The sequence below is a fragment of the Kineosporia sp. NBRC 101677 genome (assembly GCF_030269265.1).
GTDB classification, from domain to species: Bacteria; Actinomycetota; Actinomycetes; order Actinomycetales; family Kineosporiaceae; genus Kineosporia; species Kineosporia rhizophila.
Genome location: NZ_BSTA01000024.1, coordinates 1 through 13213 on the forward strand (window position 1 = coordinate 1; position 13213 = coordinate 13213).

Here is a 13213-nt window from a genome sequence, read left to right on the forward strand (position 1 = left end):
TTCTCGGTCCTGACGGTGGCACCGTCGCTGTGCTCGACCCGCATGCAGTGGCCGGCAGTGTGGCCGGGCGGGATCTGGAAGTTCGCCGGGGCGACCTGGCCGCCGGCCTGTACGGCCTGGTGCGTGATCAGGTGGAGTTTCGGTTTGAGGACGCGGTTGAGACTCTCGAGCAGACCGGCGCCGGTGTGGTGGTCGAGTTTGTCAGTGGGCTGCAGCGCACGTACGACTTGGTGATCGGCGCCGACGGCATGCATTCGCAGACCCGGCATCGCTCGTTCGGCCCCGAGGAGCAGTTTCACCGTTACCTGGGCTACTGCTTCGCGCTTTTCACCGTGCCGAACACGTATGGGCTGCACCGGGAGCTGATGATGTGGAACGCCCCGGGGCAGGCGGCAGCGCTGTATGCCGTAGGGGAAAGCCACGACGAACTGCAGGCTTTCCTGACCTTTCACCAGCCGCAGGTGCCGGTCGGGGCCCCGCGGGACCTGGTGGAGAGGGCTTTCGCCGGGGCGGGCTGGGAAGTGCCGGATCTGCTGAAAGCCCTGCACGAGGCGGACGACCTGTTCTTCGACACGGCCGCACAGATCCGGATGCCGCACTGGTCGAGCGGCCGCGTCGTGCTGGTCGGGGACGCGGCCTACGCCCCGTCGTTCCTGACCGGTCAGGGCACCAGCCTGGCTCTGGTCGGGGCCTACCTGCTGGCTCATGCTCTGGCCACCGAGCCCGACATCGACCGGGCGCTGACCGACTACGAACGCCGGATGCGGCCGTTCGTCGCAGCGAACCAGGCTCTGGTCGACAACGGTGCGGCCACGCTCTTCCCCGTCACGGAGCAGGCTCTGCACCAGCGCAACACCCGGTTGCGCCAGCTGGTCACCATGCCCGCCCCGGCGCCTCGGGCGGCCCATTCGGCCGTCTCGCTGCCGCATTTCGATGTCTCGCCCGAGCCGGACTAACTGCGGACCAGGCCGGTGCGGTAGGCGATGACCACCAGTTGGGCGCGGTCCCGGGCGCCCAGCTTGGTCATGGCGCGCTGCACGTGGGCGCGTACGGTGAAAGGGCTCAGGAACATCTGCTCAGCGATCTCGGGATTCGACAGGCCGGTCGCCACCAGAGCCACCATTTCGCGTTCGCGTGGGGTGAGCGTGGCCAGTTCCTCGGTCGAGGCACTGTCGGTGTTCTTCGGGGTGGCCAGGAAACGGGCCACCAGGGAACGGGTGGCGGCGGGGGAGAGCAGGGTCTCGCCCTCGGCGATGGTGCGGACGGCGTCGATGAGTTCCTGGGCCCCGATGCCCTTGCCGATGAAGCCCCCGGCCCCCGCCCGCAGGGCCTGGGCGACGTGTTCGTCCGTCTCGTAGGTGGTCAGGATGAGGATGTGGCACTCGCTCAGGTCGGGGTGGGCGCTGATCTGGGCGGTGGCGTTCAGGCCGTCTACCTCGGGCGTCCGGATGTCCATGATCACCACGTCCGGGCGTAACTGCCGGGCCACCGGCGTCGCTGATCTCGATGCGAAGGTGCTCAGGGGGCCAGGTGAGGTGGACGCGGGCGGTCGCGGTGCCGGCGTGCTTGATCACGTTGGTCAAGGACTCCTGGAACGGGTGGTCCGGACCAGATCACCCAGGCTGGCTCGGGTCTGCTCGGGCCGAGTGTCGAAGACGTGGGCGGCCACCGTGGCCTGGGCGTTGGCCAGGGGTGATCTGGCGGGCGACCATCAGCTTTCCCTACTGCGTCCTCATCTGCCCCGGACTCTAGGCGGCGAAGGTTCACTGACCGTACTCCGGTGGTGAACCCGGTGAGTCGTGGGCCCGTGCTGAGAGGAAACGCCGGTCCTCGACTTGACCTGGCGGTCTGTAGGGGTTGTGGAGGTAGTGGTGCCCAATGTGGGAAAGGTATGGACAGGGGCAGTGACTCAGGAGTTGTCGGTCGAGCTGGGGGCGGCGACACCTACGGAATCGCCCGACGTGGACGACCTGGACGACTGGCACGCGTTGTTGTTGCGATTGGCCGGCGCTCTGCCTGACGACCTGATCAGTAAGGCGCGGACGTGGCTGGCTGCAGGTGGCCAAACGAATGTGGCCCAGGCGATAGGGTTCGCGGCCGTGGCTGCCCATGTGCCAGTCCTGGCCAAGGACGCGGATCTGATAGCGCGACAACTGCGGGCCAGGGGGGAGAACACTTCGCTGACTGAGTCCCTGGATGTTGTGCAGGAGGTTGGCAATTCTGCTGGTCCCTGGGTCTTCGGGCCGGTCGATCCGGCCCAAGCCAGCGCCCCCATCGGCCCGCTGGACCTAACCGGTGTGGAATGTCGTCACTTGATGGACGCGGTTGACCGAGCCATGGCCGCCGCAGTCGGTCAGGAACCGGGCTTGACGGCCGTTTGGCGAGCCTGGCGTGCGCCGGCGGATGGCTCGCCATGGCCGCTGCCGCGCCGAGTTTTCGTGGTTCGGACCGACGAGCGGGTTCTCGGCCAACGCCTGATCGAGGTCACCGCCCGGCTGCAGGCGGCCCTGACCGCCGCTGGGGAAGCGAACCCGCAGGTGGAGGTTTGCAGCCCGAGGCGGCCGGTGCCTGGCTACCAGAGCAGCGCGTGCGCCCAGGCCTCGTTGATTTGGGCTTACGAACCGTTTACTCCCGTCCGGCTGGCACGAGTCTTCGACGAAGTGGATGCCAAGGAGGGCCCTCGCTTCGCCGACGATCACCCTGTGATCGACGACTTGGAGGAATTGACTCGGCTGCTGCGTTACCTCGGCAATGGTCTGCCGGTGCTGACGACCTCGGCGACCATGAGCGACATCCTGGATCCCGAGCGTCCGGAGGTGGTGCCCCTCAGCTTTCGCACCGACGGTCAGTGGGTCTGGACCGACACAGTGACCTTTTACCTGGAGCAATACGGGCTGGCTCCGGAACCGGAATTGCTGGCTCACCTGCGCCGCTGCGGAAATGAGGGGCCCGAGGTATCAGACGTGGCCGTACACCGGGTGCTGAGTCTGCTGCAGGTGCAGGGTGATGGCGGGGACGTGCCCGTGTGGACCGTTCCGCAGCGTGACGCCTGATGCGCTCACCGGTCCCGGTGAGAAGAACCCGCCGTCGGGGGCGGTCTTCGGCCTGGATGCTGAACAGACCGGGCTGGATACAGATGCGGGCCTCAGTGCTCCCCCAGTTCTCGGCGTCCGGCAGTCCGATGTTCATCCCAGCCGAGGAAACCCGCTGGACGATTGCCGACGCTGTGACCCTAACTCGCCCCTCGCGGGAGTTGCCTCTCATCCCCGAAAAAGCAGGGGACGCGGGCACCGAGCGGGTGGTGAGCGCGGGCATGCCGACCCAGGCCGGCTGGTTCCTGGACTCGCCGCCGGTGGCGGTGGAAGAATTACCAGCCGCGCCAGATACCCACTTCGTCGTCCACCTTCCCATCGCCCGTGGTGGTTTCCGGGTTTCCGGACGCCCGGTCTCGGTTCGCATGCTGGCCCAGGCTATTCGGTGCCGCCCGGACTGGGGACGCCGTCCGGTGGCATTGGTGTGCGACGGCGTCGTCACCGCCGAGGCCCTTGCGCCGCTCCTGTCCAGCCTGGCCTCGGCGCTGGGGGTGACGGTGGCCGGGAGTCCTGGACCGGTGCTGTTAGGGCCGCGTCTTCTATTGGCTCAGGAGGGGTTTCTGGCCCGCCGCCCTGGCAGCTCGGTGTCGCTGGAGTTGGGGCGGACGCTTCCGGCCCTCGGGTACCGGATCCGGTCCGGCCTCACCCTGCCGGGGCCTGACGAACTGACTGATCTACCGATCGCGACGACGGCCGGCGCCGACGCACCACAACTCCCGGCGGGCGCCTTGCAGTTGCTGGCCGGCGATCCACCAGTCGCATCGGAGCTGGCAGCCTTGATAGCTGTTGAGGGTGGGCCGGTCTTGAGCAGTGTGCAGGTGTCTGAGGAGAGTCCGGTGCCAGCTGGATCAGGAACACGGCGTTGGGGCCCCTCGTTGCACTCCGTCCCGTCACAGGAAAAGAATCTGGTCGACGCCGTTCCTGCGATGAGCGTCGCAGCGACTACTTCCGTCAAGGACCGCGATATCGCACAAGCGGACGAGCAGGCGGCCGTAGCCAGGACGCCTGCTTTGGAATTCGAGGCGATTCAGAAGGTGACGTGTCTGTCCGCTGCATCGACTGATCCGCCGGCGGTGGCAAGACGTGCGGTTGCGACATGGACCCGGGTCGACGACCGGGTGCAGGAGCGGGATCCCCATCATCTTCGCTCGCTGCTTGGCTGGCATTACGAGGCACACGCGCGGGCGGTCGCCGGCGTCTTGGCTCTACAGCCCGGACTTCGCTCGGCCGGGGCCGGGGCGGATCTCATGGTCGGACTGGTCGCAGTTCAGGCCCACCTGGAGTTCACAGGGCCTCTGGTTGATGCCCTGCTGCGTGGTGAGGAGCCCGTGAAGGATGACGCCCTCGCCGGGATCGACGCGACCGGCGCCAATCTGCTGGCCCGATGCACCAGCGCCGGGCTCAGGCGCCTGCCGGTCGTGGTTGGCCCGGTCTACCGTGCGGGCAATTCCCTGGAGGCTGCGCTGGAATCCTATCAATCGGGTGATCACCTCGTGGAACCGGGTTTCGCCGAAGCACGGCTGAATCCGATCCCCACGTCCGGAAGCACTGTGGAATACCTGATTTGGTCCAGCACCGCTCGTCGCACCGACCGGGTGTCTGGGCAGGGGCAGGAGGACACGGCTCGGGTGCTGTTCGCTCCAGCCACGCGTTTCGTGGTGCTGGACACGATCCGTAAAGCGGACGGGCGGTTAAGCGTCATGTTGCGCGAGTTGCCAACCACGCCCCATACCTCCGCCGCAAGACAGGATGTCGAGCAGGAACTGGACGAGCGCACGCGAGAGCGACTGAGGGAGTGGGGCAAGCCGTCACAAGCGGCATCCCGGCCCGGGCCGCCGGTTCCGCGGCAGTGGCGCTACCCGATCGGGATACGATCGGACGGCGCAGTCTATGAGCCAATGAATGTCCGTTAAGCGGACGTCGAGTGAACGCTCATCCGGACTCGCCCGTGAATAACGTGTGGGAAAAACAAATTTGGGGCTCAGCGCCCGTGTCGGTGACGTAGGTCAGAAAGACGAAGCGGAGTTGGAGATATCCAGACCGCACGGGCGAGAAAATCCCGAGTTACTGAACCTCATGGTGTTGCTGCAGAAAGTCTTTCCATGGGATCCTGCGTCGCTGCCTGCGCCCATTCTGGACTGGCTTCAGCGGTATGGGCATTGGGGCCAGCAACCGGCCCAGGCGGATCCGCTCGTGCAGCTGAGAAACGTTTCGCATCAGCTCGCCGCGCCGGACCCGGCGACGCGGTGGCAGCGGCTCGATCCGACGGGGCTAGACGCGGCAGCGCTGGGGCCGTTCCTGCGCTGGCTAGACCTGTCGCGGCCGGACCTGGCAGCCGCTCCTCAGCATGCCGAACTAGCGATCAGCCTCATGCTGGGCGAGAGCGGTCAGGTCAGCCGGGTGTGGCGGGATGTCAGGGCCCGGACCTGGGGGCAGGCCGAGGGTGTCCCGATGATGCCAGAGGAAACCGTTGTTCCCCACCTCGTCCACACTATTTGGCCGGGCGCTCACGAGCATTTCGCCGAGGCTGCTCGCCGTTGTCACGGAGAGGCCGACTTCGTGGTGTGGACGGATGTGAGCAGGGTGGAAGCAATCAGGGCCCTGGACGGGGGGCGCCTGGAGCGAGATCGGCGTGTTCGCTCGCTGATGGCCTGGGCCCGAGAGAACCAGGTACTGGTCGTACACGGGGCGGAGGTGCTTGGGCCGGGGTGGTCGGTGGCTGCGGGCCGACTGTCCACGCTGAGGCAGTCCGTGCCCACCGCCCGCCAGCTTGCCATGGCACGAGACCATCTGCGCCTGGAAATCGTGTCCCGGCTGGGCGGCGCCTGTCTCGGCCTGGGGAATCATCTCGACTCGCCTGGGAGCTTTCGGTCTGGATGGTTCGAGGCGGTGGCAGCATCCCCTGTAGGTTTCGAGGCGCACCTGAGCGAGCGGAAAGGATTCCCAGTGCTCGATGTACTCGCTGCTCCACCCCAGCACCCGGCCCTTCATCTGTGGCAAGAACTGGCACGCCTGGCTTTGGGGATCGAGACACTACGCGAATGAGGCAGCGGCCGGCGGGTGCGGTGCGTCAATCGGCAAAGCTACGTTCCCCGGCGCCGCACTGGCGATGCCGGGGAACTCTTCGGGTTTCTGGAGGGAGGAAACCTGAAAATAGTTGTTACACCGTTTCTCACGGGCGCCGCGTCCGGAGGGGTCACCCGGCTCAGGACTCGATCAGGTGGGGATGGGCTGTGAGGCGGCGCTTTCAGTAGGGGTCATTTGGGGTGTGAAGGCCCGCCCTGTTGCGTCGAGACCTGGGTGGGCGACCGCTGAGGGGGATAGTCCATCCAAAGGTCCGATGCCAACTTCATTGGCCCGCCGACGAAGCTGATCGAGAATCTGGTGTTCACGCTGCTGACGGGCGCCAACCCGGGCTGGCTCTTGGGCCAGAAAGACCATCACGTCGTCCTTGTCTGGGGCAGATTGCACCGCCAGCACCCTGAACCGGGTGGTGGGGGTGAACAGCACGGTGGCCTCATGCCCCGCGAGCAGCGGTGCGCAACGCCCCGTCTCCGACCATATGGCATAGGTGACAGGGGCCCCCGAAGTCATTCCGGCCGCTGGGTAGGCATCACGGCGAGTTTGCATGAATCCTGGCTCTATTAGCAGACTTCCAGGAAACAGAGCGTCTAGACGGATCGAGTCCCGTCCAGCCCGGTGGAAAACCGGGCCGTGATGGACGGGCAGCCGGGCCAGACCGGATGTCAGAAAGGCCACTAGAGCCGGGTCGCTGTCATGGACCGGGCCTTCCCGTAGCCGGGTGTCGAGACCGGCGAAGGCCCCACGTAGGTACGAGCGCACCATGGCCAGCTCCTCGACCACGATGGACTCAGTGACATCGATGAGAACTCCGCGCAGCGCCGCAGGCCGCCGTTCCAGCAGTTTCTTTATCTCGAAAAGATCGATGTCTAGGGCGCTGCCCAGGAGCTGACGGCTGCGCCGCCGTTCGGCGGTAGTGGCCTCATGGTCAGCAGACACTACCGGCCTGAATGTGCGAGTCTGCATGACCGTCAGCGGCGCGGCGGGAAGGTGATCCTTTTGGCCTGCCTTGCGGTCGGAGTCGTCCGAAGCGGTCCGTTCGACCGCCTCTGTCGCCTTGTCTGAGTCCGGCTGGGCTGAGGGTGAGAACGGGGCAGGCTCGGCCTGCTGGGCGGGCAACTCGGAATCACGGGGCAAGATGTCCTCAGACAAGGACTCAGGCGATTCGGGAAGCCGAGAGTCAGAGTCTTCGGTTCCCAATGGGTCGGGATCGCTTGCGGGCGGGATCTGGCCCGGACCGCGGCTGCCAAGCAGTATGAGCAGGATTCCCAATCCCGTCACCAGGAGACCGATAAGAAGCGTCATGATCTCGGTCCTCACCAGGCTTCCTGCAAGCCCATCCGCGCAGCGTTGCCGCGAAGTGTGCGCAAGGCGTAAAAGAGGCGGCTCTTCACAGTACCGACCGGGACGCCAAGTGCGCAGGCGGCCTCGGCTGCGGTGTTTCCCTTGAGGTATACCTGCTCCACAACGGCGCGGTGCTCAGGCCAGATCGTGGCCAGCATGTCTCGCAGCACCATCTCGGCTAGGACTCGCCCTGTCTCGTCCTGGACGCTCGGCATTGACGAGACGTCCTGGTGCAGCAGTTCTACCTCGGTGGGCCGGACCTTGCGCATACGGTGCCCGTCAACCGCGACGTTGTATGCAACCCTGTGTAGCCACGAATTGACCGAGCCCTGCTCCGGGGTCATCCGATCAATATGCCGCCAGGCCCGAACGAAGGTCTCCTGCACGATGTCCTCGGCCAGGGCACGGTCACCACCGGCCAGGCGGGTCGCGAACGACAACAGGGTGGGGCTATAGGTACGGATCAGTTCGGCCAGGCGTTCTTCGTCGTCGCCTGGTCCTTGCCCGGGCGGACACGCACGCGCCACGATGGCCGGTGCGCCCGGGCGGTCGGGAACTGCCGGAGACGGTCTGAATTGCAGCATGTTCCGACGATTCCAAGGATGGGTGGACCCGGATATGGGGCCATCCCTCCCTGTGAGCGTGCTGCCCCTCCGGATCGGGGGGATCAACCCCCCTTGATTAACCTCGGCTTCTGCGCTAGACGGCATCCGAGGCGTTAATAGTCAGCACGCTGAACCCTGCGCGAAGGTTCACTTCCGGTAAAGGTGAACCTTCAGCAGTGGCCCCCCGTGCTAGTGATGTGAGTTCCGACGCTCGGCGCTTAGGGCTACAGTCCGTCGAGCCCAAGAGCGGCCAGGAACAGCCCTGCGGCTCCAGTCAGTGTGCCCGTGGCCAGCGGGGCGAGGCGAACGCCGGAGCTGAGTGGGCTGCGGCGGGGGGAATCAGGGCCGGGCTGGGTAGCCGCCAACACGGCTGCACCCACGGCGGCGGCGAACTGTGGATCCCGCAGGAGCACGACGGGGCGTCCCAGGTCATCGGCCAGCATCCGGCCCACCACGGGGATAGCGGCGGTGCCCCCACTGAGCAGGATTGTCACAGGATCGGAGTTGTCAATCCGGGCCGAGTCCAAGACCTGCCGCAGGGCGGGCAGAGCAGCGGCAAGTCTTGGGCGCAGCCACTCCTCCAGGTGCGGACGGGTGAGTGCCACCCCTGGCTTCCGGCCTGGCAACCCGATGTTGATCTGAGATTGTGGGGCCAGGGTGAGGTCCTCCTTGGCCCGCACGCACGCTGCGTGGATCCGCTGACGGGTGCGGGCCTCGTCCTCATCCCGGGGATCCAGTTGAGAAACGGCGCCGCCACATGCCTGATCTACGAGGCTCAATACGTTCTGATCCACATCAACTCCACCGAACCATTCCAGCGACTCCGGCACCCCCACATCGCTCACCCAGAGCCGGCCGTCGGCAGCCCGGTGGGTCTCGACAACGCCGGCGTCAAAGCTGCTGCCACCGGCGTCGTACACCACCAGTTGAAGGGGGCGGCGTGCTGGATGGCGGGAAAGATGCGCCATAGCCACCGCCTCGGCTTCCGAACGCAAGGAGAAGTCCCCCGGGCCCAGGCCTGCCCGGCGGCAGGCCTCAGCCAGCTGTTCACGGCGATGAGGGCCCCAGGTCGCAGGACAGGTCAGGACTACATGGCTGGGGGGTGCGCCTTCGGCCGCGGCCACCTTCGCCAGCACTGCCGAGAGTACCTGAGTGTAGAGGTCGCGGGCACTGAGCCGGTGAGCATCGAGAGTCAAAGAAGTGGAGTCACCCAGGTGGCGTCGAAAGTCCTGCCCAGTCAGCTCGGCCCGGACGTGCGCTGGGCACGACGGATCGTCACCGACGACCAGTTTCCCATCGCCGGATACGTGAACAACCGTGCGCAGAAGAGGCGAGGCAGGCGTCAGAGGCACCACGGCAGGCGCAGCGCGGCCGTGTTTGCGGCTGACAGCCGCGGCCGTGTAGATGCTGCCCAGATCAATACCCAGGCCGTAGTTCAAGGGACTCCTTCGACGCCAGCTGATGTGTTGCTCTGCAGTTCGAGCATAATCCCACGAGTCCCATCCGTTACTTTTTCCGACGAAGGTGCAGCTGAGACCGCCATGGGCAACCTCATAACTGAGACCGCTATTCGGCGCCCAGCCTCTTTACGGGTGGCAGTGGCCGAGGACGGGGCTCTGTTACGGGAAGGACTGGTGCTGTTGTTGGAGGCCATCGGACACACCGTGGTCGGGGCGGTGGATGGCGGCGAAAAACTCATCGAGCTGATGTCCGATGAGCCGGTGGATGTTGCGGTGCTGGACATCCGTATGCCCCCGGAACCGGATGGCGGGCTGACGACGGCGCGGCGGCTGAGAGCGCTGTACCCGCAGACCGGTCTGCTGCTGTTGTCGCACTATGGTGAGGCGCACTATCTGATGGAGATCCTTCGCATCGGCACCGAGGCTATCGGGTACCGGCTCAAGGACAGGATTTCCAGTTCTGATGCGCTGCACGACACGGTTCTACGGGTGGCCGATCGAGAAATCGTGATTGAACCGGTTATTGCCGGTCAGCTGGTCGAAAGCCCAGGAGGGGGGCCGGACGAGCTGGGCTCGCTCACTGAGCGCGAGCTGGGCGTCCTGCGGCTGATGGCCGAGGGACGCTCCAACGCAGGCATTGCCCGGCAACTCTTCTTGTCGCCCAAAGCGGTGGAGAAGAACGTTGCCTCAATTTTCGCCAAGTTGGCGCTACCGACTGACGCGACCTCCCACCATCGGCGGGTGCTTGCCGTCCTCACGCACTTGCGGGCTCGCCGGGAACGGTGAACATTCTGAGGAACGTGCTCAAATCGGCTCGTCGTGACCTCCTGCTGGCTCGCGTGGCCGCGTTCCGGCCGGGCCCGGGCCAGGCTCACCTGACCCGCCTGTGCCAAGAGCTATCGGTGTCGTTGCAGGTCGAGCACGTGCAACTCACCCTCGCCGACGGCCAGGAATTCGGTTGGCCTGATGCGGGCCCCGGGCCCTCACAGCGACGGTCGCTCCAGCTGCCGTTGAGGGCTGGGGGCGAATCCGTGGGCCTGCTGAACGTATCTTTGCCTACGCCGCTCGGTCTTTCGGTCGGCTTGGGCCGCCAGCGGAAGGCACTGCTACGTGATCTGGCGGACTTGCTGGGGCCAGTTCTGGACAACGTAGGCCTGCAGAACGAAGTAGACGAGTCTCTCCACGAAGCACGCGGGCACGCCGAGCTTGTGGCCGCCGCCCGTCGGCGCGCGTTCGGTGAACGCGATGCCGAGCGCCAAGAAATCGAACGTGACCTGCACGATGGGGCCCAGCACCAGTTGGTTGCCCTGGGCATGACACTGGGTCTGCTGGAACTGCACGCAGACAATGGCAACGAGGAAGGCATTCAAGCCCAGATTCGGCGCCTGCGCACCGGGCTGGATCGGGCGCGACGCACATTGCTGGCCTCGGTTGAAGGGGGCAGCCCGCTGCTGGAGGAGTCCGGCGTCCTGCCAGCTCTGAAGTCCGAGTTTCGTGAGGCGGGGCCGCAAGTTCGGCTGGACGCCCAGGAATGGGACGCCGAGCGTAGGTACGAACCAGCGATCGAGTTGGCCGTGTACTTCATATGCCTGGAAGGGGTGAACAACGCCCGTAAGCATGCCGCCGGCGCCCAGGTGGTGGTGCGTTTGGCTGCAGGCCCGTCCCAGCTGGTCTTCAGCGTCACTGACGACGGGCCCGGGATGAAACGCGGCTCGCTGGAAGGATCGTCAGGGTTGGCCAACATGCACCGACGCATTGCGGCGGCTGGCGGCTGGGTGCAAATCCGGACGGCCCCAGACGCGGGAACCGCGATCTGTGGCTTCATCCCGTTGTGAGGACCGCCCCGTTCTGATTGGCTTCGCATTGCGCCGCCTGCTGCTCCAGTTCGTCCAGTTCGGCTGCACTCTCGCGTAGTTCCCGCAGATCGCGTAGGAGGTACTCAGCCGGCACTGCAGGGGGTGGCTCGATCTGTACCAGCCGGAACATCCCTGCCAGGGCCGTCCGTGCCCGCAGCACACTGGTGCGTGCCACCACCTCGGTAGTGAGCACCTCATCAAACTTGTTCCACTCGCAGCTGGCTCTCAGCAGACCGGCGCCCGGCAGTTGTACCTCAAAATGGCGCTCGGGAGAACAGATCCAGGGACGAATGATGACGTCGGAAACGTCAGACGTGTCCGGCATCGATACCAGATCCGGTCGCCGTGCGACTATCTCGGCCAGGCGCTGGGCGCGGCGACCGGCGGAAGGCAGATCGGTCAAGACCACGTGCACGGGATCGTCCAGCCAGTTCAGCACCCTTCGAGAGGAGGCAGAGCCTGGACCCTGCGCGTAGAGGGCGACCAGGCTCAGGGCCTGCGCCCGGACTCGGGTATGGAAGCTGGCGGTGGGTACCAGCGCCACCCGCGAGACCGGCTCCAACCGATCCGGCACCCAAGCCTCGACCCGGATACGCCGGGGTCCCGCAGATACCAGGACCCGGCCTCCCAGATGGCACAACCGGTCAGTGTCGCCCGCCAAGGCAGCGCGCACCTCTGCCTCGGACTGCTGGGTCCAGGCCAGGATGATCACTCGCAGGCCCGAAGCCCGGTCTTCCTCGATGCTGTGCCCGAGGAAGACCTCAAGATCCGCACCAGAAGCGGCCAGAGCGTGCAAGCAGCCTACAGCCAGGTAGTAGAGCGAGGCGGAGACTTCATGATCGACCCGCGAGGGCAACGATCCCGTGATGCGGATCCTGCCGGGGTAAACCGCGGCCATCTCAAGGAGGGCGGCCCTGACCCCGTGTCGGTAGAGAACCTGTGGACGGATACCCCGGGCCAGCGCCCGGAAGTCGGCGGTGAGCCGGTCCAGGTGCGTACGCAGTTCCCGGACTTGACTGGTGACGTCCGAGTTGAGGGACAGATCGTCGACACCTTGCTGCAGGGCATTCAGGCGCCCGTGGCTGAAGGCAGCGACCTCGGACGCCACCCGGCGGCGCTCGAGATCCCGGACGCCCGCCAAGCGCCGTGAGAAGTCCAGGACCTCGCCAGCCAATTGACTGGTGTACACCGTCTGGTCGTGCAGTTCATCCCGCAACTGTTCCCTGCGGTGCAGAACCATCAAGCAGTTGACCGTGTCGGCAAGTTCGCGCTGCACCCGCCGAGTCACGCGCCGACGCGTGGCGAGCGTCAGGGCCGTGTGAGAGACATTCGGGTCTGTCAGCACGACGCTGGCCTGGACCTGGGGGTGCCGACTCAGCATAGAGGCCCGCACCTCCCCGGTCGGCCCGGATTCGGGCGGCCAGCTCAGGACGGACCGCAGCATGTCGCAGGAACCCGGGGTGACCCGCCACAAACTCGCGTTCTCAGCACAGGTCACCTCGACCAGTCGGCGCAAGAGCACCTGACGCACGGCCGACACCTTCAGGCCGGGCTTGGTCGTGGCAAGAGCGATGTAGGCGGAGCCGGCAAGGGATTCAGGGGTCGGATCCGCCTCGTGTCCCGCTCTTGCCGCCTCGGACAACTCTGCTCCGTCCTGGATTGGTCTACGACGAAAGGATTCTAGACGAAGGCTCAGCACCGAATACTTTCGTCGCCTCATCCTAGGTCAGCTTGCCGAGAGTAAAAGGCCACTGTCACCGCCGAGCGGCGGGACC

General features: G+C 65.9%; 11 protein-coding genes. 6 read left to right on the forward strand and 5 right to left on the reverse strand.

What is annotated here, in order from left to right:
• A partial coding sequence (locus tag QSK18_RS35050) for an FAD-dependent monooxygenase (protein ID WP_285628684.1) occupies positions 1-956 on the forward strand: 956 nt, incomplete at its 5' end.
• Here the strand turns inward: QSK18_RS35050 and QSK18_RS35055 are convergent.
• Positions 953-1522 (reverse strand): LuxR C-terminal-related transcriptional regulator, encoded by a 570-nt coding sequence (locus QSK18_RS35055; protein ID WP_502894326.1) that lies wholly within the window; start codon positions 1520-1522, stop codon positions 953-955. The genes QSK18_RS35050 and QSK18_RS35055 overlap by 4 nt on opposite strands.
• A 382-nt stretch (positions 1523-1904) precedes the next feature.
• Here QSK18_RS35055 and QSK18_RS35060 point away from each other — a divergent pair, with 382 nt between their 5' ends.
• The 3 genes from QSK18_RS35060 to QSK18_RS35070 all read left to right on the forward strand — a co-directional run bounded on the left by QSK18_RS35060 (position 1905) and on the right by QSK18_RS35070 (position 6137).
• Positions 1905-3053 (forward strand): hypothetical protein, encoded by a 1149-nt coding sequence (locus tag QSK18_RS35060; protein ID WP_285628691.1) that lies wholly within the window; start codon positions 1905-1907, stop codon positions 3051-3053.
• A gap of 128 nt (positions 3054-3181) precedes the next feature.
• Positions 3182-5005 (forward strand): hypothetical protein, encoded by a 1824-nt coding sequence (locus QSK18_RS35065; protein ID WP_285628694.1) that lies wholly within the window; start codon positions 3182-3184, stop codon positions 5003-5005.
• 46 nt (positions 5006-5051) lie between these two features.
• Complete coding sequence (locus QSK18_RS35070) at positions 5052-6137, forward strand: hypothetical protein (protein ID WP_285628697.1); 1086 nt, start codon at positions 5052-5054, stop codon at positions 6135-6137.
• A 171-nt stretch (positions 6138-6308) separates the two neighbouring features.
• Here QSK18_RS35070 and QSK18_RS35075 read toward each other — a convergent pair whose 3' ends face one another.
• The 3 genes from QSK18_RS35075 to QSK18_RS35085 form a co-directional block, all read right to left on the reverse strand.
• A complete protein-coding gene (locus QSK18_RS35075) occupies positions 6309-7493 on the reverse strand; it encodes a hypothetical protein (RefSeq protein WP_285628699.1) in 1185 nt (394 codons plus the stop codon).
• Positions 7490-8101, reverse strand: a complete 612-nt coding sequence (locus QSK18_RS35080) for a sigma-70 family RNA polymerase sigma factor (RefSeq protein WP_285628702.1) — start codon at positions 8099-8101, stop codon at positions 7490-7492. Before QSK18_RS35080 ends, QSK18_RS35075 begins: the two co-directional genes overlap by 4 nt.
• A gap of 245 nt (positions 8102-8346) precedes the next feature.
• Complete coding sequence (locus QSK18_RS35085) at positions 8347-9561, reverse strand: Hsp70 family protein (RefSeq protein ID WP_285628705.1); 1215 nt, start codon at positions 9559-9561, stop codon at positions 8347-8349.
• Positions 9562-9663: 102 nt separating this feature from the next.
• On the opposite strand from QSK18_RS35085, the gene QSK18_RS35090 reads away from it, so the two are divergent.
• Both QSK18_RS35090 and QSK18_RS35095 read left to right on the forward strand, forming a co-directional pair.
• On the forward strand, positions 9664-10368 hold the full coding sequence (locus QSK18_RS35090) for a response regulator (RefSeq protein WP_352396730.1): 705 nt from the start codon (positions 9664-9666) through the stop codon (positions 10366-10368).
• Between the two features lie 14 nt (positions 10369-10382).
• Positions 10383-11417 (forward strand): sensor histidine kinase, encoded by a 1035-nt coding sequence (locus tag QSK18_RS35095; protein WP_285628711.1) that lies wholly within the window; start codon positions 10383-10385, stop codon positions 11415-11417.
• On the opposite strand, the gene QSK18_RS35100 is transcribed toward QSK18_RS35095, so the two are convergent.
• Positions 11404-13080, reverse strand: a complete 1677-nt coding sequence (locus tag QSK18_RS35100) for a hypothetical protein (protein WP_285628714.1) — start codon at positions 13078-13080, stop codon at positions 11404-11406. The two genes, QSK18_RS35095 and QSK18_RS35100, sit on opposite strands and share 14 nt — an antisense overlap.
• Positions 13081-13213: the final 133 nt, after the last annotated feature.

Excerpts from the sequence above, each read along its gene's own strand:
- QSK18_RS35065 (WP_285628694.1), top strand. The coding sequence starts at position 3,182 with ATGTTCATCCCAGCCGAGGAAACCCGCTGGACGATTGCCGACGCTGTG.
- QSK18_RS35080 (WP_285628702.1), bottom strand. The coding sequence starts at position 8,101 with ATGCTGCAATTCAGACCGTCTCCGGCAGTTCCCGACCGCCCGGGCGCA.
- QSK18_RS35090 (WP_352396730.1), top strand. The coding sequence starts at position 9,664 with ATGGGCAACCTCATAACTGAGACCGCTATTCGGCGCCCAGCCTCTTTA.